The organism is Pelomonas aquatica, from assembly GCF_026712205.1.
GTDB classification, from domain to species: domain Bacteria; phylum Pseudomonadota; class Gammaproteobacteria; order Burkholderiales; family Burkholderiaceae_C; genus Pelomonas; species Pelomonas aquatica.
The window spans coordinates 42771-65993 of sequence record NZ_JAPPUW010000021.1 but is presented as its reverse complement, the minus strand read 5'-3'; the positions used below and the strand labels follow the sequence as shown (position 1 = coordinate 65993).

The 23223-nt window shown below is 72.3% G+C and carries 24 protein-coding genes; 14 read left to right on the top strand and 10 right to left on the bottom strand.

The features are described from left to right. Positions 1 to 63: 63 nt before the first annotated feature. From NYP07_RS19455 to NYP07_RS19440, 4 genes are all read right to left on the bottom strand, one after another. A complete protein-coding gene (locus NYP07_RS19455) occupies positions 64 to 414 on the bottom strand; it encodes an antibiotic biosynthesis monooxygenase family protein (protein ID WP_268153392.1) in 351 nt (116 codons plus the stop codon). Then, positions 411 to 842, bottom strand: a complete 432-nt coding sequence (locus NYP07_RS19450; RefSeq protein WP_268153390.1) for a hypothetical protein — start codon at positions 840 to 842, stop codon at positions 411 to 413. Before NYP07_RS19450 ends, NYP07_RS19455 begins: the two co-directional genes overlap by 4 nt. 134 nt (positions 843 to 976) lie before the next feature. Beyond that, positions 977 to 2341, bottom strand: coding sequence for a DNA repair protein RadA (radA, locus tag NYP07_RS19445; protein WP_268153388.1), 1365 nt, complete (start codon positions 2339 to 2341; stop codon positions 977 to 979). Continuing rightward, the gene (locus tag NYP07_RS19440; RefSeq protein WP_268153387.1) at positions 2341 to 3516 is read right to left on the bottom strand and encodes an MFS transporter; all 1176 of its coding nucleotides are present in this window, start codon (positions 3514 to 3516) and stop codon (positions 2341 to 2343) included. Before NYP07_RS19440 ends, radA begins: the two co-directional genes overlap by 1 nt. 116 nt (positions 3517 to 3632) lie before the next feature. Between NYP07_RS19440 and NYP07_RS19435 the strand changes: the two genes are divergently transcribed. Together NYP07_RS19435 and NYP07_RS19430 are read left to right on the top strand one after the other, a co-directional pair. Further along, the gene (locus tag NYP07_RS19435; RefSeq protein WP_268153386.1) at positions 3633 to 4262 is read left to right on the top strand and encodes a LysE family transporter; all 630 of its coding nucleotides are present in this window, start codon (positions 3633 to 3635) and stop codon (positions 4260 to 4262) included. Then, on the top strand, positions 4262 to 5176 hold the full coding sequence (locus NYP07_RS19430) for a DMT family transporter (protein ID WP_268153385.1): 915 nt from the start codon (positions 4262 to 4264) through the stop codon (positions 5174 to 5176). Before NYP07_RS19435 ends, NYP07_RS19430 begins: the two co-directional genes overlap by 1 nt. Here the strand turns inward: NYP07_RS19430 and arfB are convergent. Beyond that, the gene (arfB, locus tag NYP07_RS19425; RefSeq protein WP_268153384.1) at positions 5145 to 5552 is read right to left on the bottom strand and encodes an alternative ribosome rescue aminoacyl-tRNA hydrolase ArfB; all 408 of its coding nucleotides are present in this window, start codon (positions 5550 to 5552) and stop codon (positions 5145 to 5147) included. The two genes, NYP07_RS19430 and arfB, sit on opposite strands and share 32 nt — an antisense overlap. Next, positions 5545 to 6654: an alanine racemase gene (gene alr, locus NYP07_RS19420; protein ID WP_268153383.1), complete on the bottom strand. Its 1110-nt coding sequence runs from the start codon at positions 6652 to 6654 to the stop codon at positions 5545 to 5547. The genes arfB and alr overlap by 8 nt, the downstream gene beginning before the upstream one ends. A gap of 119 nt (positions 6655 to 6773) precedes the next feature. Between alr and lplT the strand changes: the two genes are divergently transcribed. Continuing rightward, complete coding sequence (gene lplT / locus NYP07_RS19415) at positions 6774 to 8063, top strand: lysophospholipid transporter LplT (RefSeq protein ID WP_268153381.1); 1290 nt, start codon at positions 6774 to 6776, stop codon at positions 8061 to 8063. A 22-nt stretch (positions 8064 to 8085) separates the two neighbouring features. Here lplT and NYP07_RS19410 read toward each other — a convergent pair whose 3' ends face one another. Beyond that, positions 8086 to 9054, bottom strand: a complete 969-nt coding sequence (locus tag NYP07_RS19410) for a hypothetical protein (protein WP_268153380.1) — start codon at positions 9052 to 9054, stop codon at positions 8086 to 8088. Positions 9055 to 9211: 157 nt separating this feature from the next. Here NYP07_RS19410 and NYP07_RS19405 point away from each other — a divergent pair, with 157 nt between their 5' ends. Then, positions 9212 to 9697 carry a glutathione peroxidase gene (locus tag NYP07_RS19405; RefSeq protein WP_268153379.1) on the top strand — a complete coding sequence of 162 codons (486 nt, stop codon included), beginning with the start codon at positions 9212 to 9214 and terminating at the stop codon, positions 9695 to 9697. Between the two features lie 12 nt (positions 9698 to 9709). On the opposite strand, the gene NYP07_RS19400 is transcribed toward NYP07_RS19405, so the two are convergent. Together NYP07_RS19400 and NYP07_RS19395 are read right to left on the bottom strand one after the other, a co-directional pair. Next, positions 9710 to 10921 (bottom strand): DUF2235 domain-containing protein, encoded by a 1212-nt coding sequence (locus tag NYP07_RS19400; protein WP_268153378.1) that lies wholly within the window; start codon positions 10919 to 10921, stop codon positions 9710 to 9712. 49 nt (positions 10922 to 10970) lie between these two features. Then, positions 10971 to 11633: a Crp/Fnr family transcriptional regulator gene (locus NYP07_RS19395; protein WP_268153377.1), complete on the bottom strand. Its 663-nt coding sequence runs from the start codon at positions 11631 to 11633 to the stop codon at positions 10971 to 10973. Positions 11634 to 11690: 57 nt separating this feature from the next. Between NYP07_RS19395 and NYP07_RS19390 the strand changes: the two genes are divergently transcribed. Genes NYP07_RS19390 through NYP07_RS19365 form a run of 6 tightly spaced genes read left to right on the top strand, consistent with a single transcriptional unit; the run spans position 11691 to position 18141 of the window. Continuing rightward, positions 11691 to 12803 carry a DUF2332 domain-containing protein gene (locus NYP07_RS19390; RefSeq protein WP_268153376.1) on the top strand — a complete coding sequence of 371 codons (1113 nt, stop codon included), beginning with the start codon at positions 11691 to 11693 and terminating at the stop codon, positions 12801 to 12803. A gap of 56 nt (positions 12804 to 12859) precedes the next feature. Continuing rightward, complete coding sequence (locus tag NYP07_RS19385) at positions 12860 to 14056, top strand: amino acid aminotransferase (RefSeq protein WP_268153375.1); 1197 nt, start codon at positions 12860 to 12862, stop codon at positions 14054 to 14056. Positions 14057 to 14063: 7 nt separating this feature from the next. Beyond that, positions 14064 to 14927 (top strand): hypothetical protein, encoded by an 864-nt coding sequence (locus NYP07_RS19380; RefSeq protein WP_268153374.1) that lies wholly within the window; start codon positions 14064 to 14066, stop codon positions 14925 to 14927. A 41-nt stretch (positions 14928 to 14968) separates the two neighbouring features. Continuing rightward, complete coding sequence (locus NYP07_RS19375) at positions 14969 to 15913, top strand: ornithine cyclodeaminase family protein (RefSeq protein ID WP_268153373.1); 945 nt, start codon at positions 14969 to 14971, stop codon at positions 15911 to 15913. Further along, positions 15907 to 17328 (top strand): D-alanyl-D-alanine carboxypeptidase/D-alanyl-D-alanine endopeptidase, encoded by a 1422-nt coding sequence (gene dacB / locus NYP07_RS19370; protein ID WP_268153372.1) that lies wholly within the window; start codon positions 15907 to 15909, stop codon positions 17326 to 17328. The genes NYP07_RS19375 and dacB overlap by 7 nt, the downstream gene beginning before the upstream one ends. Positions 17329 to 17373: 45 nt before the next feature. After that, complete coding sequence (locus NYP07_RS19365) at positions 17374 to 18141, top strand: substrate-binding periplasmic protein (RefSeq protein ID WP_268153371.1); 768 nt, start codon at positions 17374 to 17376, stop codon at positions 18139 to 18141. On the opposite strand, the gene NYP07_RS19360 is transcribed toward NYP07_RS19365, so the two are convergent. Then, positions 18134 to 19183 (bottom strand): S66 peptidase family protein, encoded by a 1050-nt coding sequence (locus NYP07_RS19360; protein ID WP_268153370.1) that lies wholly within the window; start codon positions 19181 to 19183, stop codon positions 18134 to 18136. The genes NYP07_RS19365 and NYP07_RS19360 overlap by 8 nt on opposite strands. 106 nt (positions 19184 to 19289) lie before the next feature. Here NYP07_RS19360 and NYP07_RS19355 point away from each other — a divergent pair, with 106 nt between their 5' ends. From NYP07_RS19355 to NYP07_RS19340, 4 genes are read left to right on the top strand one after another with little or no spacing between them, the layout of a single operon-like run. Next, entirely contained in the window at positions 19290 to 22130 is a 2841-nt protein-coding gene (locus NYP07_RS19355; protein ID WP_268153369.1) for a peroxidase family protein, read from the top strand. A gap of 15 nt (positions 22131 to 22145) precedes the next feature. Next, positions 22146 to 22382, top strand: a complete 237-nt coding sequence (locus NYP07_RS19350) for a DUF1653 domain-containing protein (protein ID WP_268153368.1) — start codon at positions 22146 to 22148, stop codon at positions 22380 to 22382. After that, positions 22379 to 22849 (top strand): GNAT family N-acetyltransferase, encoded by a 471-nt coding sequence (locus NYP07_RS19345; RefSeq protein ID WP_268153367.1) that lies wholly within the window; start codon positions 22379 to 22381, stop codon positions 22847 to 22849. Before NYP07_RS19350 ends, NYP07_RS19345 begins: the two co-directional genes overlap by 4 nt. A 56-nt stretch (positions 22850 to 22905) precedes the next feature. Further along, positions 22906 to 23223: a hypothetical protein gene (locus tag NYP07_RS19340; protein ID WP_268153366.1), complete on the top strand. Its 318-nt coding sequence runs from the start codon at positions 22906 to 22908 to the stop codon at positions 23221 to 23223.

Sequence of the window (23223 nt, the reverse complement as noted above, 5' to 3'; positions counted from 1 at the left end):
GGCGAGCCGGCCTTTCAGGAGCTGCACTTCAACCGCAGCGCCCGCCCGCGCTCGCCCACGCGTTCATGCCTGCGGGTCTTGCGAGCCGTCCTCGCGCGCCCAGGCATAGGCCCGCTCGACCTTGGCGACGCGCAGCGTGTAGTGGGCATACCAGTCGCTGCGGCCGCTGTCGCGGGCGATCTTGTGCTCGGCGTGGCGGCGCCAGGCGGCGATGTCCTCGGCGCTGCGCCAGTAAGACACGGTGATGCCCAGGCCATCCTCGCCGCGGCTGCTGTCGACGCCGAGATAGCCCGGCTGTTCGGCCGCCAGCGCCACCATGCGCTCGGCCATGTCGCCATAGCCGTGGTCGACGGCGGTGCGCTGGCTGGTGAAGATGACGGCGTAGTAGGGCGGGGCGGGCAGGTGCGCGCTCACGACGCCGCCTTCAGCAGCAGGCAGCGCACCCACTGGCCGGATTCCAGCGATTCGCGGTGGGCGTTCAGGAACTGCTCGGCCGTCGAGTTGCGCGCGACGAAGCGCATGCCGTGCAGGATGCCCATGCGGGGCACCGGCCGCGACCAGGCGCGCTCGATGACGCCGTTGAACCAGGACACCTGCTCGTCGTCCGTGTCCATGTCGGCGCGGCCCAGCAGCAGCACGACCTCGTAGCGTGCCTCGGTCAGCGTCTCGGTGGCGCTGGTCAGAACCTGCAGGCCGCCGTCGCTCATGTTCAGCACCAGGCCGGCCGGGCCGCGGCTGAACTGGACCGGCTTGAAGACCCAGCCGGGCAGGGAGTCGGCGTCGTGCTGGGCGGCGAGGAAGTCGGTGCGGGCGTGTTGCCTGAGCTCGGCGGGGTCGGACATGGATGGCCTCCGGTGCGGAGCCTGCATCCTAAGCAGACTTCGGCAGGCAGAGCACGAAGGCAATCCCGCGGCCGGCCGGCACGTCCGAGTCGCCCGAGGTCGCGCCGGGCACGCTCTTTGGCTTCCCAATGTCGTCAGCCCAGGCCGCGCAGCACCTCGATGGCCTGCTCGACGCGCTCGACGGCGTGGATGGTCAACCCGTCGATGGCCTTCTTGGGCGCATTGGCCTTGGGCACGACGGCCACGCTGAAGCCCAGCTTGGCGGCCTCCTTCAGCCGCTCCTGGCCGCGCGGCGCGGGCCGCACCTCGCCGGCCAGGCCGATCTCGCCGAAGGCGATGAAGCCCTTGGGCAGGGGCCGGCCGCGCAGCGAGCTCTGGATGGCCAGCAGCACGGCCAGGTCGGCCGCGGGCTCGCTGATGCGCACGCCGCCGACGGCGTTGACGAAGACGTCCTGGTCGCCCGTGGCCACGCCGGCATGCCGGTGCAGCACGGCCAGCAGCATGGCCAGGCGGTCGCGGTCCAGGCCGACGGACAGCCGCCGCGGGCTGACGCCGCCGCTGTCCACCAGCGCCTGCAGCTCCACGAGCATGGGCCGCGTGCCCTCCAGCGTGACCAGCACGCAGCTGCCCGGCACCGGCTCGGCGTGGGTGGACAGGAAGATGGCGCTGGGGTTGGCCACGCCCTTCAGCCCCTTCTCGGTCATCGCGAACACGCCGATCTCGTTGACCGCGCCGAAGCGGTTCTTGATGGCGCGCACGAGGCGGAAGCTGCTGTGCGTGTCGCCCTCGAAATACAGCACGGTGTCGACGATGTGCTCCAAAACTCGCGGGCCTGCGAGCGCGCCCTCTTTGGTGACATGACCGACGAGCACGATGGAGCAGCCGCGTGCCTTGGCCGTGCGCGTCAGCTGGGCCGCGCACTCGCGCACCTGGGCGACCGAGCCGGGCGCCGAGCTGAGCTGTTCGGAGTAGAGCGTCTGGATGGAGTCGATGACGCAGAAATCGGGCTGCTCGGCGTCGAGGGTGGCGAGGATCTTCTCCAGCCCGATCTCGGCCAGCACGCGCACCTTGTCGCCGGCCAGGCCGAGGCGGCGCGAGCGCATCGCGACCTGGGCGCCGCTTTCCTCGCCGGTCACGTAGAGCACCTTGACCGTCTGGCTCAGCGACTCCACCGCCTGCAGCAGCAGCGTGGACTTGCCGATGCCCGGGTCGCCGCCGATCAGCACGACGCCGCCGGCCACGATGCCGCCGCCGAGCACGCGGTCCAGCTCCTCCTGGCCCGTGGGCGTGCGCTCGAAGTCGCTGGCCTCGATCTCGGACAGGGTCGCCACCGGCTGGCTCCTGGCCAGGGACTGGTAGCGGTTCTTGCCGCCGCCGACGGGTTCGGCGGCGCTCTCGGTCAGCGTGTTCCAGGCGCCGCAGTGCGGGCATTTGCCCAGCCATTTGGCGTTGCTGCCGCCGCACTCGGTACAGGTGTAGATGCTTTTGCTCGTGGCCATCAATGCATTCTCGTGCCCGGCCTGACCCAGGCCGTCAGCAGCAGCGCCGCGGCCAGTGCGCAGCTCGCCGAGAAGCCGAAGGCGACCGTGGCCGACAGGCCCTCCCACAGCCAGCCGAACAGCAGCGAGGCCGGCAGCAGCAGCGCGCCCATGACGAGGTTCAGCCAGCCGAAGGCCGTGCCGCGCTGCTCGGGCGGGGCCAGGTCGGCCATCAGCGCGCGCTCCACGCCTTCGGTCGCGGCCATGAAGATGCCGTAGAGGCCGAACAGCGCATAGAGCCGCCAGCCCGGCTCGGCCCAGACCGCCATGCCGACGTAGAAGACCGCATAGGCCAGGTAGCCGGTGACGAGCAGGCGCACGCGGCCGAAACGGTCGGACAGGCCGCTCAGCGGCACCGAGAACAGCGCCGCCACGGCCGAGACCGCGGCCCACAGCAGCGGCACCTGGGACTCGCTCACGCCGAGCTCCCGCGCGCGCAGGAACAGGAACATATTGCTGGAATTGCCCAGCGTGAACAGCGCGACGACGACGAGGTAGCGGCGCAGCGGCAGGGGCAGGTCGGCCAGCACCCAGGAGAAGGCCGGCGGCGGGGCGGCCGGCGGCGGCGCATCGCGCACCGCGGTGGTCAGCGCCAGGCAGGCCAGGCCCGGCAGCAGGGCCCACAGGAAGACCTGCTGCAGCGGCGCGCCTGCGCTGAGCAATGCCCAGGCCAGCAGCGGGCCGATGACGGCGCCGCTGTTGTCCATGGCGCGGTGCAGGCCGAAGGCCAGGCCACGCTGGCCGGGCGCGATATTGGCGGCCAGCAGCGCGTCGCGCGGCGCGGCGCGCACGGCCTTGCCGATGCGGTCGGCCACGCGCAGCACCAGCAGCAGCGGCCAGCTGCCGACGAAGGCGATGGCCGGCCGCGCCAGGCCCGCGATGCCGTAGCCGCCGATGATCCAGGGCTTGGCTGTCCCGCTGCGGTCCACCATGACGCCGGCCCAGAGCTTGAGCAGGCTGGCGACGGCCTCGGCCATGCCCTCGATCAGGCCCAGCACCCGCGGCCCCGCCATCAGCACGCCGCTCAGGTACAGCGGTATCAGCGGGTACATCATCTCGCTGGCGCTGTCGTTGACCAGGCTGATCAGGCCCAGCAGCCAGACGCTGCGCGGCAGGGAGAAAAGGGCTTTCAGCATCGAGCGATCTTATGTTTTGCGTGCCAGACCGCCCGAGCGCAGCGAGTAGCTCTGGCACCAACTGACCTGTCGCGTGGGACACTCGCGCTCTGTCGTTGTCGGGGCGTGAGGCAGTCATGGACTTCTCGGTGTGGTTGGCCTTTTTCGCGGCGTCCTGGGCCATCAGCCTGTCGCCCGGCGCGGGCGCGGTGGCGGCGATGAGTTCCGGCCTCAGCCACGGCTTCAGGCGCGGCTATTTCACGACCTTCGGCCTCATCCTCGGCATCCTGACCCAGGTGGTGCTCGTCGGTGCCGGCCTGGGCGCGCTGATCGCGGCCTCGTCGCTGGCCTTCGCCTTCGTCAAATGGGCCGGCGTGGCCTATCTGATCTGGCTGGGCGTGCAGCAGTGGCGCGCGCCGGCCCGGCCGCTGGTGGCCGCCGACGACGGCGCCGCGCAGGTCACGCGCCGCCAGCTGGTGCTGCGCGGCTGGGGCATCAACGCCGTCAACCCCAAGGGCACGGTCTTCCTGCTGGCCATCGTGCCGCAGTTCCTGAACCTGCACACGCCGCTGGGGCCGCAATACCTCGTCATCGGCGGCACGCTGGCCTTCACCGACCTCGTCGTCATGGCCGGCTACACGGCGCTGGCCGCCCGCGTGCTGGCGGCGCTGAAGAGCGAGAGCCACATCCGGGCGCTGAACCGCGTGTTCGGCGCGCTCTTCGTCGCGGCCGGCATGCTGCTGGCGAGCATCAAGCGCGCTGCCTGATGGCGGCCGGCAAGCCAGCGCGCGGCCTCCCGACCTGGTTCCTCTTCCTGGCCCCGGTGCTGATCTGGGCCAGCACCTGGCACGTCATCCTCTACCAGCTCGCCAGCCGCGTGCCGGCGCTGACCTCGGTGGGCTGGCGCTTCCTGCTCGCGGCGCTGATGCTGGCCGGGCTGGCGCGCTGGCAGGGCCGCTCGCTGAAGCTGCCGCGCCAGGCCCATGCCTTCGCGCTGGCCACGGGCGTCATCCAGTACGCCGGCAACTACTGGGCGGTCTACGAGGCCGAGCGCCATGTGCCCAGCGGCCTCGTGGCCGTGCTGTTCTGCCTGATGGTGTTCATGAACGCGCTGGTCGCCTGGCTGCTGTGGCGCCAGCGGGTCAGCCGGCGCTTCCTGGCGGCCTCCAGCGGCGCGGTGCTGGGCGTGGCGCTGATCTTCTGGCCCGAGCTCGCGTCCACCGGCGCACGGCCGGGCGCGGCGCTCGGCCTGGGTCTGAGCCTGTTCGCGGTCGTCGCGGCCGTCGTGGGCGGCTTCTTCACGCTGGTGCTGACGCGCCGCGGCCTGCCGTTGCTGCCGGTGCTGGCCTGGAGCATGGGCTATGGCGCGGTCTTCCTGCTGGCCCTGTCCCTGGGCACCGGGCAGGGCCTGGCTTTCGACACGGCCTGGACCTATGTCGCCAGCCTGGTCTACCTGGCGGCCTTCGGCTCGGTCATTGCGTTCACGCTGTACTACAAGCTGGCCGAGCGCCGCGGGCCGGCCCAGGCGGCGCTGATCGGCGTGCTGGTGCCGGTCATCGCCCTCGTGATCTCGGCGCTGTTCGAGGGCTGGCAGGCCACGCCGCTGGCCGTGGGCGGCATGGCCCTGTGCCTGGCCAGCCTGTTCGTCGCTACTCGATCGGCGAGCGCCGCCCGGCCTTGACGCCGCCGCGCCTGGCCTTGCCCTCCAGCCGGCGCTGCCGCGAGCCATAGGTCGGCTTGGTCGCCCGGCGCGCCTTGGGCACATGGGCGGCGGCCTGCACGAGCTCGACGAGCCGCGCGACGGCGTCGGCCCGGTTGCGCTCCAGGCTGCGCGAGTCCTGGGCCTTGATGACGACGATGCCGTCCGCCGTGATGCGCTGGTCGGCCCGGGCCAGCAGCCGCGCCTTGACGGCCTCGGGCAGGCTGGACGCGCGGATGTCGAAGCGCAGGTGGACGGCGTTGCTGACCTTGTTGACGTTCTGGCCGCCGGGGCCGCTGGCGCGGATCGCGTCGAACTCGAGTTCGTCCGGCCGCGGTTGCCAGCGGAATTCAGGCATTGCCGTCACTGCGCATGGGCACGCGCGGCGCGACGGCGCACATCAGCTCGTAGCCTATGGTGCCGGCGGCGTGGGCGACCTCGTCGATGGGCAGGCGTGCGCCGCGCGGGCCCTCGCCCCACAGCGTCACCTCGCTGCCGAAGCCGCTGGCCGGCAGCTCGCCCAGGTCCACGGCCAGCATGTCCATCGACACGCGGCCCAGCGTGCGCGTCCGCGCCCCGTCCACCAGCACCGGCGTGCCCGTGGGCGCGTGGCGCGGGTAGCCGTCGGCATAGCCGCAGGCGACGATGCCGATGCGCATGGCCCGCTCGGCCGTGAAGGCGCTGCCATAGCCCACCGTGTCGCCGGGCTGCAGCGGCTGCACGCCGATGATCTTCGAGCGCAGCGTCATGGCCGGCTTCAGATCCCAGTGGGCCGCGTCGTGCTCGGGGAAGTCGGGCACGCCGCCATAGCTCATGATGCCGGCGCGCACCCAGTCATTGGCCGTGCGGGCCGCGTGGCGCAGCGTGGCGGCGCTGTTGGCCACCGTGCGCTCGCCGGCCAGGCCCTCGGCTGCGGCCTCGAAGGCGGCGAGCTGGTGGGCGATGCCGTCGGCACCGAGGCGCGGCGCGTCGGCGTCGGAGAAGTGCGTCATCAGGCCGATCTCGTCGACCTGGGGCAGGGCGTCCAGCCGCGCATAGGCGGCGCGGAAGGCGGCCGGCGCGAAGCCCAGCCGGTTCATGCCCGAGTTCAGCTTCAGGAAGACGCGATGCGGCTCGTGCGTCTTGTGCATGGCCAGCCAGTCGATCTGCTGCTCGCAGTGCACCGCATGCCAGAGCTTGAGCCGCGAGCACAGCTCCAGGTCGCGCGGCTCGAACACGCCTTCCAGCAGCAGGATGGGGCCGCGCCAGTCCAGCGCGCGCAGGCGCTCGGCCTCGGCCAGGTCCAGCAGCGCGAAGCCGTCGGCCGCGCGCAGCCCCGGGTAGGCGCGCTCTATGCCGTGGCCATAGGCATTGGCCTTGACGACGGCCCAGACCCGGGCGTTGGGCGCCTGGGCGCGGGCGCGGCCCAGGTTGTGGGCGAGGGCTTCCGTGTGGATCAAGGCTTCGATGGGGCGCGGCATGGCGGGATTTTGCGCCCCGGTCCGGGGTGCCGCCGGCGGAGCGGGGGCGTGCTATAAACCCGCGCCGCCCCGGTTTACAGCCCCCCCGCCGAAGACAGTTCAGGATTGCGCTCCGCCCGATGAAACGCGGCTTCTACACCATCATGTCGGCGCAGTTCTTCAGCTCGCTGGCCGACAACGCGCTTTTCGTCGCCGCCATCGAACTGTTGCGCTCCTCGGGTACCGCCGAATGGCAGCGCGCCGCGCTGGTGCCGATGTTCGCGCTGTTCTACGTCGTGCTGGCGCCCTTCGTCGGCGCCTTCGCCGACGCGGTGCCCAAGGGCAAGGTCATGTTCTATTCCAACAGTATCAAGGTGGTGGGCTGCCTGATGATGCTGTTCGGCGCCCATCCGCTGGCGGCCTATGCCATCGTCGGCCTTGGCGCGGCGGCCTATTCGCCGGCCAAGTACGGCATCCTGACCGAGCTGCTGCCGCCGTCGCAGCTGGTCAAGGCCAACGGCTGGATCGAGGGCCTGACCATCGCCTCCATCATCCTCGGCGTGCTGCTGGGCGGCCAGCTCGTGGGTGAGCGCGTCTCGCACGTGCTGCTGTCCTTCGACCTGCCGATGATCGACACCGGCATCGACACGCCGCCCCAGGCCGCCATCGCCAGCCTGCTGAGTCTGTATGTGCTGGCGGCGCTGTTCAATCTGCGCATCCCGCGCACCTCGGCGCCGCTGAAGCCCTACGCGCACAGCGTCGTCGGCCTGGTGCGCGACTTCTCCTCCTGCAACAGCCTGCTCTGGCAGGACAGGCTCGGCCAGATCTCGCTGGCCGTGACGACGCTGTTCTGGGGCGCGACCAGCAATCTGCGCTACATCGTGCTGGCCTGGGCCGCCGCGGCGCTGGGCTATGGCATGACGCAGGCCTCGTCGCTGGTCGGCGTCGTGGCCGTCGGCACGGCGGTGGGCGCCGTCGTGGCCTCGGTCTTCAGCCGGCTGGACCGCGCCACGGCCGTCATCCCGCTGGGCATCGCGATGGGTCTGCTGGTCATCTTCATGAACGCGATCAGCAATGTCTGGCTGGCGGCGCCCTTCCTGATGATCCTGGGCGCCATCGGCGGCTATATGGTCGTGCCGATGAACGCGCTGCTGCAGCACCGCGGCCACAACCTGATGGGCGCGGGCCGTAGCATCGCGGTGCAGAACTTCAACGAGCAGGCCTGCATCCTCGGCATGGGCGCCTTCTACACGGCCATGACCAAGTTCGGCCTGTCGGTGTTCGGCGCCATCACCATCTTCGGCCTCGTCGTGGCCGCCTCGATGTGGTGGATCCGCGGCTGGCACCGGCGCAACCTCGTCGAGCACAAGGACGAGGTCGAGCATCTGCTCGACGTCGCCCGCACCGACCACCTGCCGCAAGACCGCTGAGCCGGCGCCAGCCGGCGGGCGATCAACTGCTGCTCTGGCCGCCGCCGCGGCCCTTGCGGCCGGTGGGCGCCGGGATCAGGTGCCGGCCTTCCAGCACCATCTCGATGGCCTCGCTCCAGGCGCGGGCGATCTTGAAGCAGCCGCTGTGGTTCAGGTGGATCTCGTTGTGCCAGTCGCCGCTGATGCCGGTGGAGCCGGGCGCGGCCAGGGCCAGCGGCACGGTCGTCGAGTCGAACACGAACAGGCCGGGGAAGGCCACCTTGTCGGCGGCCATGCTCTTGAGCAGCTGGGCGAGGTGGAAGACCATCAGCCGGCTCACCGCCGCCCAGTCGGCCGACGGCACGCCATAGGCCTTCAGCGCCGGGTAGAGCCAGGGGCCGCTGGCGGCGCCCAGGTCGTCGTTGCTCTCGGCGCCGGCCGGGCGCGGCATGGGCACGGCATAGCAGTGCATGAAGACGGGCTTGCCCGCCGACGGCCCCTGGTCGCGCAGGCTCAGCAGGTGCTTGACGTTGGCGCGCAGATAGCCGGCATAGGTGGCCCAGCCGGGCTCTGAGAAATAGCGGGCGACGCCGGCCGACGGCGGGCCCCATTCGGTCTGGCGGCGCAGCAGGCGCAGTTCCAGCGGGATGGGCTCGCCGTTCCAGTTCTGGGCCGGCGTGCGGGCCGCGGCGATCAGGTCGTTGCCGCCCACGGACAGCAGCACGCCGTCCCAGGCCGGCGCGTCGGCACCGGCCAGCAGCCGCACGAAGTCGGGGCTGGATTGCAGGTCCACCATGTGCGACAGCGCATTGCCCGTGCCGGCGCAGTTGACGGCCGCGGTGGCGGACTTGAAGACCAGCTCCTGCAGCAGGTTGGCATGGGCGTTGAGCTTGGCGCGCGCGTTCGAGAACCACGAGTCGCCCTGGGCCAGCAGCTTCCAGCGGAAGGGAGTGAAATCGGGCGGAGGGCTGCCGGCCAGGTCGGCCGGGGTGAAGCAAGCCAGGTGATCCATGAACGTGATGTTGTCCGAAGTGGCTGACCGTGGGACGCCCCACGGAGGCGGCGCTCGAATTTCGCGCGATTGGAAAGCCAGCCGCGCGCCGGCCGCCATGCTACAAACCCTGGGGGTGCCCGGCGTTAGCATGGACCCGCTTTTTTAGGGAGGCCCCATGGCCGAGAACGCGTTCGACTTCCAGGCCGTTTCCATCCGCGGCGAGCCGGCCGACCTGGCCGCGCAGCGCGGCAAGGTGCTGCTCATCGTCAACACGGCCAGCGAATGCGGCTTCACGCCGCAGTTCAAGGGCCTGGAGCGGCTCTGGGAGGACTATGGCCCCCGCGGCCTCGTGGTCATCGGCTTCCCGAGCAACGAGTTCGGCGGCCAGGACCCGGGCAGCAACGACCAGATCGCGAGCTTCTGCGAGATGAACTACGGCGTCAGCTTCCCGATGATGGCCAAGATCAGGGTCAACGGCGCGGAAGCCCACCCGCTGTGGAAGTTCCTGAAGAGCGAGAAGCCCGGCTTCCTGGGCACCGAGGCGATCAAGTGGAACTTCACCAAGTTCCTCATCGGCCGCGACGGCCAGGTCATCAGGCGCTACGCGCCCAACGACGCGCCGGAGAAGCTGCGCGCCGACATCGAGAAGGCGCTGGCGTAGGGTGAACAGGCCCTAGACGATCTCGATGTCCGCCAGCGCCGTGCCGCTGGCCAGGTCCAGATAGTTGGCCAGGTTGCCCGGCCGGTAGGGCCGGGCCGCTTCGCCGGGGTCGTGCACGACGGCGGGCTGGCGCCAGCGGTCGACGACGGAGTGATGCAGGCGCAGGCCGGCGGGCATCTGGCCCGGGGCGACGCGGGCCGCGACGCCGAGGGCCGTCCACGGCAGATGCTGCCAGGGGGCGTGGGCCCAGGCGTCGGGCTGGGGCCGCGGCAGCGTGGGCAGCGGGTCGACGAAGCGCAGGCCCTGGGCCGCGACGCCGGCCTGCATCCAGGCCAGGGCGGCGTCCGACAGGCCGGACTCCTCGGCCGTGTTCGGATAGCCGCCGCCCACGTCGGCATGGGCACCGGGGAAGAGCACCTGGGTGATGCGGGCATCGGCCGTCCACAGGCAGGGCGTGAAGTTCTTGCGCTTCTCGTCGGCCGCCACCGCGTGCAGGCCGCGCTCGACGGCCGGGCTCAGCCGCGTGTCGGCGAACTGCAGCGCGTCCACCAGCGCGCCGTCGCTGCCGATCTGCGGGATGCCCAGCGAGCCCACGGTGTCCCAGACCGCCACCGTCGCGATGACTATGCCCGTGCGCCGCGGCGGCGTGGCCGGGCCGGCGCTGAAGAAGCCGGGCAGCGAGGTCAGCAGGTCTTCCAGCCGGCCGAGCAGGGTCGGGTCGCCGCCGAGGGCGCCGCGGCGGTAGTCGCTCCAGGCCGCCGCGCCGAGGCGGTAGGCGCCGGCCTTGTCCTCCAGGTCGCTGCGGGCCGGGTCGAGCAGGCCCTGGGACGCGATCAGCCCGGCCAGCGCCCGCGCCGTGTAGGCGCCGCGGCTGAAGCCGATCAGGTGGATGCGGTCGCCGGTCTCGTAGTGGCGCGACACGAAGGTGTAGCCGCGGATGACGCGCGCGATCAGCCCGGCGCCGAGGGTGCCGCCCAGCAGCTTGACGAGCAGGTTGTTGGAGTCGCCGACGCCGTGCAGGTATTTGGCCGCCTGCAGCGTGGCGCCGGCGCCGTCGGCGAGGAAGCGCTCCTGCTCGTCGGCCAGCGCGAGGCTGTCCAGCGAGTCGATGCCGGCCAGGTTGTGGAAGAGCTTGAGCACATTGGTCGGCGGCCCCGGCTCCTCGTCGTCGCTGCCGCTGCCATTCCAGGTGCCGTCGGCACAGAAGACGATCTGCTTGCCCATGAAGCCCTCCCGAGCGGTGAAGCCCGCCTTTTAGTCCGAAGCGGGCGTTTCAGCCATCCCCTGCCGTGCGCTGCCACCAGCGGCCGCGGCTCAGGCGCAGCCGGCCGTCGGCGCGGCCGGCCTGCAGCAGCTCGTTGACCGTCTGCCGCGACAGATGGGCCAGGCGGGCCAGCTCGGCCTGCGTGGCCGCCACCTCCAGCCAGCCCGGGGCCGCCGGCCGGCCGCGCTCGCGCGCGAGCTGGGCCAGCGCGAGGCCGAAGCGCTCCGCCGCGCTCTGGTGGCGGGCCGCCTGCAGCAGGCGCAGCGTGCCGTCGTAGCGGCGCGCGAACTCGGCCAGCAGTGCGCGCGCAAAACCCGGCACCTCGTCCATCAGCCGCGCATAGGCCTCGGGGCCGAAGACCAGCACCTCGCTCGCACCGCGCGCAAGCGCCTCGTACTCGGACGGCCGTCGCGCAGCGAACGCGGCCAGGCCGAAGAGGCGTGGCGGGCCGACGTTCTCGATGACCGACACCGTGCCGTCGACGCCGGTGAAGCGGGTCTCGATCTCGCCGGCCGCGACCGCGTAGAAGGCCGTCGTCCGCTGGCCCTGCACGAACAGGCTGCGGCCGGCCGCCAGGCGCCGCCGCGCGACGGCAGCGGCGATGTCGGCCGGCAGCGCGATGCCGGGGAAATGGGCGTCGAAGACGCGCTGCAGGGCCGGATCGACAGTCATGGTTCTATTGTCGGCTGGCCGACACAAGCCGGCCCGGTGCCTGCCTATGCTGGCCGCATGGACCACCCCGAAGAACTCTCCGCGCTGCTGCGCCGCTTCGGCCGCGAGGAATGCGCGCAGGAACCGCTCTACGTCGCGCTGTGCGGGCTGGCCGCGGACGACGCCCGGCTGTGCGCGCTGCTGGCCGAGGTGCCGCCCGAGCAGCGCAAGGTCAATCTGCTGCTGGCCGCGCTGCACGAGCGCGTGCTGGCCGGCGCCGCCCCCGAGCTGGCGGCCTACTACCCGAGCGCCGGCGGCGAGCGCACGCCCGACGCCGGGCTGGCCGCCGCGCTGGCGGCCTGCGTCGAGCGCGAATGGCCGGCCCTCGTCCGGCAGCTGCGCCACGGCGCGACGCAGACCAACGAGGTCGCCCGCGGCGCTGCGATCTGGCCGGCCCTGGGCGCCGCGGCGGCCGCGACCGGTGCGCGGCAGCTGGCGCTGCTGGACTTCGGCTGCAGCGCCGGCCTCAACCTCGGCGTGGACCGCTACCGGCTGCGCTACCGCTGCGGCGACGGCGGCTGGCACGAGCGCGGTGCCGCCCGCGACGAACACGGCGCGGCCGAGATCGAAGCGCTGTGGCTGAGCGCCGCGCCGCCGCCGGCCGACACCGGCTGGCGCCTGGCCCTGCGCCATGGCCTGGACCCGGCGCCGGTCGACGTCGCCGACCCCGTGCGTCTGCGCTGGCTGCAGGCCTGCCTGTGGCCGCACGACGCCCGCCGCCGCGAGCGCCTGGCCCGCGCGGCGGCCCAGCTGCGCACGCTGCCCCACGCGCTGACCCGGGCCGACGACTGCATCGCCGCCATCGGGCCCTGGCTGGCCGGCCTGCCCGCCGGCGTGCAGCCGGTGCTGCTGACGAGCTGGGTGCTGTACTACCTCGGCGCGGCCGAGCTCGCGCGGCTGCGCGAGACGGCGGACCGCCTCGCCCTCGGCCACGGCCTGGCCTGGATCTGCGGCGAGCTGCCGGCCCTGAGCGCCCAGCTGCTCGCGCCGCCGCCGTTGCCCGCGCTGCCGCCGGGCGAGGTCGCGTCGTCGGCCACGCTGTGGACGCTGCGCTGGCCGCAGGCCGGCCGCGTCGCCGAGCGGGCGCTGGGCTGGAGCCACCCGCACGGGCGCTGGGTGGCCTGGCTGTAGGAGGGGGCTTTGGCGGCCGCTCGGATAATCTGGGTTCCCCAACGGAGTCGAGCCCCATGTTCCAGCACGTCGATGCCTACGCCGGCGATCCCATCCTGAGCCTCAACGAGGCCTTCCAGAAGGATCCGCGCGCCGGCAAGATCAACCTGTCCATCGGCATCTATTTCGACAACGACGGCCGCATCCCGATGCTGCCCTCGGTGCGAGCCGCGGAGCTGGCCGTCGTCGAGGCCGCCGGCGCGCGGCCCTATCTGCCGATGGAGGGCGCCGCCAACTTCCGCAGCGCCGTGCAGGCCCTGCTGTTCGGCGCCGAGCATCCGGCCATCGCCGCCGGCCGTATCGTCACCATCCAGGGCGTGGGCTCCAGCGGCGGCCTCAAGGTCGGCGCCGATCTGCTGAAGCGTTATTTCCCCGACAGCAAGGTCTATCTGTCCGACCCGACCTGGGACAACCACCGCGCCGTCTTCGAGGGCTCGGGCCATGTCTGCGAGACCTATCCCTACTACGACGCGGCCACCGGCGGCCTGCGCTTCGACGAACTGCTGGCCCGCCTCAAGGCCCTGCCCGCGCGCAGCATCGTCGTGCTGCACGCCTGCTGCCACAACCCCACCGGCGTGGACCTGACGCAGGACCAGTGGCGCGCCCTGCTGCCCGTCATCCGCGAGCGCCAGCTGCTGCCCTTCCTCGACCTGGCCTACCAGGGCTATGGCGACGGCATCGAGGAGGACGCCTTCGCGCCGCGCCTGCTGGCCGACGCGGGCCTCGCCTTCCTGATCGCCAACAGCTTCTCCAAGAGCATGAGCCTGTACGGCGAGCGCTGCGGTGCGCTGAGCGTCGTCTGCCCCGACGCCGACCAGGCCGCGCGCGTGCTCGGTCAGATGAAGTTCATGATCCGGCGCAACTACTCCAACCCGCCGATGCACGGCGGCCAGATCGTCGCCAAGGTGCTGACCACGCCCGAGCTGCGCGCGATGTGGGAGGCCGAGGTGGCCGAGATGCGCGAGCGCATCCAGGCCATGCGCCGCGAGCTGCATGCGGTGCTGGCGGCCAAGCTGCCGGGCCGCAGCTTCGACTACTTCCTGACCCAGCGCGGCATGTTCAGCTACACCGGCCTGACGGAGACCCAGGCCGAGCGGCTGAAGGCCGAGTTCGGCGTCTACATCCTGCGTTCGGGCCGCATGTGCGTGGCGGGGCTGAACACGCGCAACGTCGAGGCCACCGCCGCGGCCATGGCCGCGGTGCTGGCCGGCTGACCCACCCATGCGAGGGCGGCTCTGCGGCATCGCCGCGCTGCTGCTGGCCGGCTCGGCTCACGCGGCCGAGCCGGTCGTCGACCGCATCCTCTGGCTGAACGGCGACACCCTCGCCGTGCGCGACGGCGACAAGCTCGTGCGCCCGTCCCAGATGATCTCGATCTGGCTGCAGACCCATCTGCAGGGCGTCGAGCTCAGGCCCATCGTGGCCAATGCCGAGCGTGCCTGGACGCTGGTGCGGCGCGGCGAGAACGCCTGCATCGCCAACGCCGTGCGCCTGCCCGAGCGCGAGCGCATCGCCTACTTCAGCGCGATCTGGCTGATGCCGCCGCCCCAGCTCATCGTGCGCCGCGAACGCCGCGACGCGCTGCCGCTGGACGCGCGCGGCGCCGTCGACCTGCAGGCCCTGCTGGCCGATGCGTCGCTGCGCGGCGTTGTCGTTCATGCGCGCAGTTATGGCGCGACGCTGGACGCGCAGCTGGCCTCCGGCGGCCCGGCGCTGCGGCGCGTGACCGGCGGCGACTTTGGCAGCAACCTCGTGTCCATGCTGCTGCAGGACCGCGCCGACTACACCGTCGAATATCCCAATCTGCTGGTCGCGCTGGCCAGCCAGCGCGAGGGCGAACTGCCGCTGGCGGTGCTGCCGGTCAAGGGGGCCACCGACCCCGTCCCCAGCGGCGCGGCCTGCCCGCGCACGCCCTGGGGCCACGCGGCCATCCGGCTGATCGACCAGGCCCTGGGCACGCCCGAGGGCGCCGCCATGCTGCGCGAGGCCCTGCGCATCTCGCTGCCGGCCGACACCCAGCGCGCCTACCGCGACGCCATCGACGCCTACTTCCAGCGCCGCGCCAGGCCCACGCCGGGCTTGTAGGCGCCCGGGCCGGCGCCAACCAGCTTTCCGGAGATGTCTCCATGCGATTGATCACCGAGGCCGAGGTCGCGGCCGTGCTCGACCCCGACAGCGCCGTGGCCGCGCTGCGCGCCGCCTTCGCCCAGCATGGCCGGGGGCGCGCCCAGGTGCTGGGCCGCCACCGCGCGACCGCCACGCAGGACGGCGCCGCGCTGGCCATCAGCGCGATGGGCGCCATCCTCGATGCCGACGCGGCGGCCGACGGCGGGCTGCCGGCCGTGCTCGGCACCAAGGTCTACTCGGCGCGCAACGGCCGCTACCACTTCCTCGTCAGCCTGTTCTCGGCCGCCACCGGCGCGCCCATCGCGACGCTGGAGGCCAACGAGTTCACGCGGCTGCGCACGGCCGCGGCCACGGCCGTCGCGGCCGACCTGCTGGCGCGGCCGGACGCGCGCACGCTGGCCGTGTTCGGCGCCGGCATCCAGGCGCGCGCACACGCCGAGGCGCTGTACCGCGTGCGCCGCTTCGAGCGCGTGCTGGTCTGCGCCCGCTCCGGCGCCGACGCGCTGGCGCGCGAGCTGCAGGCGGCGCTGGGCCTGACGGTGCGCAGCGCCGCCGTGGCCGAGGCCGCCGCCGAGGCCGACGTGATCGTGACGGCCACGCGCTCGGCCACGCCGCTGTTCGACGGCGGCCTCGTGAAGGCGGGCGCCTTCGTCGCCGCCGTCGGCACCAGCACGCCGACGGCGCGCGAGCTGGACGATGCGCTGCTCGGCCGCGCCAGCCTGGTTGCCGTCGAATGGCTGGGCGCCGCCCGCCATGAGGCCGGCGAGCTCGTGCTGGCCGCGCCCGGCGTCGTGCCGGCCGAGCGCCTCGTCGAGCTCGGCGCGCTGCTCGTCGAGCCGCGCCCGCGCGGGCCGCTGGACATCGTCGTCTACAAGAGCGTCGGCATCGGCCTGGAGGATGTGGCCCTGGCCCGCCTCGTCGCCCGCCGACTGGGCCTGTGCTGACACGCGCGTGGTTGTGTGCAGCAGCCCTGCTGCTGGCGGGCTGCGCCACGACGCGGCTGCCCGACCCCGCCCAGGCGGCGCTCGCCCGGGCCGGCCTGCCGGCCGACAGCCTGGGCTTCGTGCTGCAGCCGCTGGACGGCTCGCGGCCCGCGCTGACCCGCCGCGCCGGCGACGCGATGGCGCCGGCCTCGACGATGAAGCTGGTCACCGCCATCGTCGCGCTGGACCGGCTGGGCATAGCCCACCGCGGCCGCACCGAACTGCTGGCCGCCGTGCCGCCGCTGAACGGCGTCATCGACGGCCCGTTGTTCCTGCGCGGTGGCGCCGACCCCGACCTCGACTGGCCGGCGCTGTGGTGGCTGCTGCGCCAGCTGCGCGAGAGCGGCGTGCGCGAGATCCGCGGCGGCCTGCTCGTCGACCGCACGCTGTTCAACCCCGCCCGGCTCGACATCGGTGCGCCGCCCTTCGACGAGGCGCCAGCGTTCGCCTACAACGTCATCCCCGACGCGCTGCAGCTGAACGGCAGCCTGCTCGACGTCGAGCTGCGCGCGACGGACACCGGCGTCGTCGCACGCAGCCTGCCGGCGCTCGCCGGGCTGGGCATCGACGCCGGCGCGATGACGCTGTCCGCCCGGCCTTGCAAGGACTGGGACGAAGACTGGCGACCCGCCGAACTGACTGCCGCCGGCGATGCGCGGCGGCTGACGCTGCACGGCGCCTTCCCGTGCGGCTGCCGCCGGCTCGAAGCGCTGCAGCTCGTCGACCGCCAATGGCTGGCGACCCATGCGGTGCGCCAGTTCTGGGCCGAGCTCGGCGGCACGATGGGCGCGGGTGACGCGGAAGGCGCGGCGCCGGCCGATGCGGTCGTGCTGGCCAGCCACCGCGGCCGGCCGCTGGCCGAGGTGCTGCGCGGCGTCATGAAAGGCAGTGACAACGCGCTGGCCCGCCTCGTCTACCTGCAGCTCGGCGCCCAGGCCGCGCGGCCCGGCGAGCCCACGCTGGCGGCGGCCGGGCGCAGCGTGCGCGCCTGGTTCGCGGCCCATGGGCTGGACGACCGCGGCCTCGTGCTCGACAACGGCTCCGGCCTGTCGCGCAGCGAGCGCATCAGCCCCGCCCAGCTGGCCGGCCTGCTGCGCGCGAGCCAGGCCGGCGGCCAGGCGCCCGAACTGCTGGCGGCCCTGCCCGTCGCCGGCCTCGACGGCACGCTGTCGCGGCGCCTGAAGGACGGCCCGGCCGCCGGCCAGGCGCGGCTCAAGACCGGCACGCTGCGCGACGCGGTCGGCCTGGCCGGCTTCGTGCCCGACGCCGCGGGCCGGACCTGGCTCTTCGTCGCGCTGCTCAACCACCCCGACGCGGCGGCCAAGGGCCGGCCCGTGCTCGACGCCCTCGTGAACTGGGTGGCCGCGCAGCGCTGATCCGCCTATCCTGCGTCCCCGACGCAGTGGACCGGGAGGGCAGGCATGGGCAAGCGACGGGGCGTGATCGGCGTGCTGCTGGCAGTGGCCGCGCTGCAGGCCGCAGCAGCGCCGATGCGCTTCGTCACCGAGTCCTTCCCGCCCTACACCTTCGCCATCGACGGCCGCGCGGCGGGCCCGATGGTCGACGTGCTGCAGGCCGCCTGCGTGAAGCTGGCCTGGAGCTGCAGCATCGAGGTGCTGCCCTGGCGGCGCGCGCTGTTCATGGCCCAGCGCGGCGAGGTGGAGGGCATCTTCACCGTCGTCGACTCGCCCGAGAGGCGTGAGTATTTTCATGTGTCGCCGCCGGTCATCGAGGCGCGCTATGTGCTGTTCGCGCGCCTGGGCAGCCGCTTCCAGTACGCCGGCGACCCGCAGACCCTGGCCGGGCGCGTCATCGGCGCCTACGGCCCGTCGGCCACGGCGCTGACGCTGGAGCAGCTCATCGAGGGCGTGCCGCGCACGCGCAGCGAGATCGAGCCCGACAACCGCACCGTCGTGCGCAAGCTCGCGGCCGGCCGCTACGGCGAAGACGGCCTGGCCCTGGCCAACGAGGCCGTGGCCCAGCACCTGATGCGCGAGGACGGCATCCGCAACCTGCGGCCCGCCGGCCTCGTGAAGGCCTTCGGCTATGCCTTCGGGCTGACCCGCCAGAGCGTCGACCCGGCCCAGGCCCAGGCCTTGGCGAAGACGCTCCACGAGCTGTGCCGCAGCGGCCGCACGGCCGAACTGCTCAAGCCCTATGGCCTGCCGGCGTCGGTCTGCGTCAAATGACGGCGGGTTGCAGCAGCCTGATCGTGCCGGCATCCGCATCCATCTCGGCCGGCGCGCCCACCGGCACCGTCAGCTTGCGTTTGATGTGGCCGATGGCCGCACCGCGGAACACCGGCACGCCGAGCGGCAGCAAGTAGTCGTCGAAGACCTCGTCCAGCGTCAGGCTGCCGTAGCCCTCGCCGGGCTCGCATTTCGTGAAGCGGCCGAGCACGACGCCGGCCAGCCGGGCCAGCGCGCCGCCCAGGCGCAGCGTGGAGAGGCAGCGGTCGACGCGGTAGATGTATTCGCCGATGTCTTCGAGGAAGAGCAGCGCGCCGCGGCAGTCGGGGAAATAGGGCGTGCCGGCCAGCGAGGCCAGCACGCTCAGGTTGCCGCCCACCAGCGGCCCCTGCGCGCGGCCGGCGCGGAGCGTGGTGATGCGCTCCTCGCGGGCGACGAGGTCGTCCGCCGGCGGCGCGGCCGGGTTGCGCAGCAGCGCGGCCTCGGCGTTCATCGCGACGGCCCTGAAGTTCTGCACCGAGTAGTCGTTCCACTCCGACGCGGCCACCGGGCAGTGGAAGCTGACGAGGCCGGTCTGGCGGTGGATGGCGTTGACGAGGCTGGTCAGGTCGCTGAAGCCGCCGAAGAATTTCGGCTTGCGGCGGATCAGCGCGTAGTCCAGCTTGTCGACGATGCGGTTGCAGCCCGAGCCGCCGGTCATCGCGAGGATGCCGGCCACCGAGTCGTCGGCGAACATCGCATTGATGTCGGCGGCGCGCTGGGCGTCGGTGCCGGCGAAGGGGCCGCGCCGCGCGGCGACGAATTCGCCGGGTTTGACCTTGAAGCCCAGCGCCTGCAGCGACTCGATGGCGATCTGCAGCGGCTCGCGCTCGAAGGTCGCATTGGCCGGGCTGACGAGGCCGACGGTGTCGCCCGGGCGCAGCCGCGGCGCGCGCAGCGGGCCGGCCGCGGCCTGGGTCGTGCCGCCCAGCAGGCCGCTGGCGGCGGCGCCGAACTGCAGCAGTTGGCGGCGGGAGGCTGGCGTGGCTTCGACGGGGAGCATGGGGCTGTCCTCAAGATGAATCTTTCTGGGCCTTCGCAGGATTGACGCTGCGCTGGCCGGCTCGCTATGTTGCTCGATCCGCGAGGCCGCCCGTGAGGAGACGCCCATGAAGTCTTGTCTGACAGCCCTGCTGTTGCCCCCGCTGCTGGCCGGCTGCGTCAGCACGACGCCCCAGGCCAGCCTGGACGACACGAAGCACTGCTCGGCCATGGTGCTGGGGGGCTTTCGCAAGGTGGCCGATGCGCGCGGCGAGCGCTTCAACGGCAAGGTCGGCGAGGACGTCGGGCGCTGCCGCGGCGGCGACAAGGCGGCGGCCTTCCGCGCCACGCCCTATGTCGACTGGGCCAACTACTGGGCCACTGGCGACGCGAGCTCGCTGCTGCCAGGTACAGGCGGCATCGGCAGCCACCTCGGCCCCAACGGCCGCGGCGTGGACGGCGCGCTGCTGGACCTCGAATACCAGCGCATGGAGCTCATCAAGCTCAATCTGTTCGACAACGCCGGCAGCTTTGCCGACTACGCGCTGGGCCGCGGCGGCGTACCCGGCCTGGCCCTCAAGACCTGGCCCTCGATGCGGCTGCCGGCCAGCTCGCCCTTCTACGCTGCCGTGGGCGGCGACGGCCCGCAGCTCTGCCAGGGCGAGCTGATCCGCTGGCGCCAGCTCGGCGGCATCTGCAACGACCTGCGCAACCCGCGCATGGGTTCCAGCGGCACGCCGTTCGCGCGCAATGTGCAGTTCGAGGCCACCTACCCCGACAGCAGCGACGACCCGCTTGCGCGCAACCGCCACGGCGACCGCCTCTCGCTGCTGCGGCCCGACCCGCAGCTGATCAGCCGCAAGCTGTTCACGCGCACCCAGAGCGACCCGGCGCGCTGCCGCGACGGCCAGGGCCTGCCCGGCAATTCGGCCGACGCGAACTGCGACTACCAGAAGGCGCCTTTCTTCAACGTGCTGGCCGCGTTCTGGATCCAGTTCATGACGCACGACTGGTTCTCGCACATGGAGGAAGGCCACAACGCGCCCGACTGGATGCCGGTCGGCTGCAGCGGCGATGCGGCCCGCTCCGGCTGCCGACCCGGCGACCGCATCGACCGCGGCTATGTGGCCGAGGCCGGTGCGCCGCCGCGCTACACGGCGCCCGACGGCAGCCGGCCGCTGGCGCGCGCCTTCCGCACCCATGCCAACAATGTGACGGCCTGGTGGGACGCCTCGCAGATCTACGGCTACGACACGACCTCGCGCCAGCGCGTGAAGCGCGACCCGGCCGACCCCGCCCGGCTGCTGCTGCTGCCGGGCGCGCGCGCCGGCGCCGGCGAGGCCCAGGGCCAGCTGCCGGTGTTCGCGCCCGGCGACCCGATCAACCCGCAATGGGGGGGCCAAGGCAGCGCGGCCTTCCCGGACAACTGGAGCATCGGCATCGGCTTTTTGCACACCATCTTCTCGCGCGAGCACAACGCCTTCGTCGCCGAGTTCCGCCGCCGCGCCGCGGCCACGCCCGACGCCGACTCGGGCCTGCGCGACCCGGTCAGGCCGACCGACGTGATCCGCTACAGCGACGTGTCGGCCGACGTGCTGTTCGAGGTGGCCCGCCTCGTCGTCGCGGCCGAGATCGCCAAGATCCACACCATCGAATGGACGCCGCAGCTGCTCTACGACGAGCCCCTCTACCTCGCCATGAACGCGAACTGGGGCGGGCTGTTCGAAGGCCATCCGCGCGTCGAGCATGCGCTGGAGGCCGTCGTCGTGCAGAACTTCGGCAAGTCCGAGGACGCGAAGAAGGCCGGCCAGTGGTATTCGGCGCTGGCCTCCGGGCCGGGCATCTTCGGCCTGGGCGCGCGCGTCTACAAGGACGACCGCCTGTTCGCCCGCCACGACCCGGCCAGGGACGACATCTGGAACCTGGCCAATCCCGACGACGTGAACGGCGGCGTCAACCACTTCGGCTCGCCGTTCAATTTCCCTGAGGAGTTCGTCAGCGTCTACCGCCTGCATTCGCTGGTGCCCGACCTGATCGAGCTGCGCCACTGGGACGCCGACCCCAACCGCATCGCCGCCAAGGTGCCCGTCATCGAGACCTTCCGCGCCAAGGCCACCGGCGCGCTGGCTACCCAGGGCGCGGCCGACTGGGCCCTGTCCATGGGCCGCCAGCGCCTGGGCCTGCTGACGCTGGGCAACACGCCGGCCTTCCTGCAAAATCTGCCGCTGCCGCGCTTGCAGTCCAGCACCGGCAAGATCGACGTCGCCGCGCTGGACCTCATCCGCGACCGCGAGCACGGCGTGCCGCGCTTCAACGAGTTCCGCCGCCAGTACGGGCTGCGCCAGCTGACCAGTTATGACGACTTTGCCGATGCGCACCTGCCGGCCGACTCGGCCGAGCACGCACGCCAGATGAAGGTGATCGCCGACCTGCGCAGCATCTATGGCCAGCACAAATGCGATGCCGGCAAGGTCATCACGGCGGCGCAAAAGAACCTCGACGGCAGCCCGATCAACGACTGCCTGGGCCACCCCGACGGCAGCCTGGTCGACAACATCGAGGACGTGGACACGGTGGTGGGCTGGCTGTCCGAGTTCACGCGGCCGCATGGTTATGCGATCTCGGAGACACAGTTCCAGGTCTTCATCCTGAACGCGTCGCGGCGCCTGTTCAGTGACCGCTTCTTCACGAGCAGCTTCCGGCCCGAGTTCTACGGCCGGCTCGGTGTCGACTGGGTCATGAACAACGGCCCCACCGGCCCGCAGTTCGAGCCCAGGGAGAGCAACGGCCACCGCGTGCCGGTCTCGCCCTTCAAGCGCGTGCTGCTGCGCACCGTGCCCGAGCTCGCGCCCGAGCTGAGCGGCGTCGTCAACGCCTTCGACCCCTGGGCGCGCGACCGCGGCAGCTACTACAGCGTCGGCTGGAAGCCCCGTGCCGGGGCGGAGAGCGACCCGGCCTTCAAGCCCTGAGGTGAAATGCGGGGCATGAGTTCCGACCTGCCCCCGCTGCCTGCCATCACGCCCGGCCGCTACCGCCACTACAAGGGTGGCGAATACGAGGTGCTCGCCACCGCCCGCCACAGCGAGACGCTGGAGGCCGTGGTCGTCTACCGGCCGCTGTACAACGACAGCGGCTGGTGGGTGCGGCCCTATGCAATGTTCGTCGAGAACGTCGTCATCGACGGCGCCGAGCGGCCGCGCTTCGAGCACTTCGGCGCATGACGGCGCAGCCCTGCGAGGCGAGCCTCGCCCTCGAATCCGCCGACCAGCCCGAGGTCATCGAACTGATCGCCGAGCTGGACGCCTACCAGGACGGGCTCTACCCGCCCGAGAGCCGTCATGCGCTGGACCTGGCGGGCCTGACCCGGCCGGAGGTGGTGTTCGCCGTCGCGCGGGACGAGGCCGGCCGGGCCATCGGCTGCGGCGCCGTCGTGCTGGCGCCGGAGTTCGGCGAACTGAAGCGCCTGTTCGTCAGCCCGCGCGGCCGCGGGCGCGGCGTGGGCCGTCGCCTGCTGGCCCTGCTCGAAGCCGAGGCCGGTGCGCGCGGCTGCGGCCTGCTGACGCTGGAGACCGGGCCCTATCAGCCGGAGGCGCTGGGCCTGTATGCCGCCTGCGGCTTCGAGCGGCGCGGGCCTTTCGGCGACTATGCCGATGACCCGCTGAGCGTCTTCATGCAGAAGGCGATCTGAGGCCAGGCACCCTGCATCGGCGGGCACTGCATCGTCAACTTCCTTTTCACGAAGCCATGGCCATCAAGCGCTGCCCGGTCTGCTCCGGCCCCATCGCGGATTGGGCGATCCGCGCCGAGTTCAGCTGCCACCACTGCGGCTGGGCGCTGTCCGCCAATCTGCGCCGGGCATCCGCCTGGGCATTGGCCGTCGCGGCCATGCTGGAGCTGGCGGTGTTCGCGGCTCTGTGGTTCTGGGCGGAATCGGCGCGCGATGCGCTGGGCCATTACGTCGCCGTCTTCGGCGTGGCGGGCGCGCTGGCCTGGGGTGTCGCCTATCACGTCGGGCTCAGGCTCAAGCCGCTTCGCCCCCAGCGCCCTGCCAAGGCGGGCTGA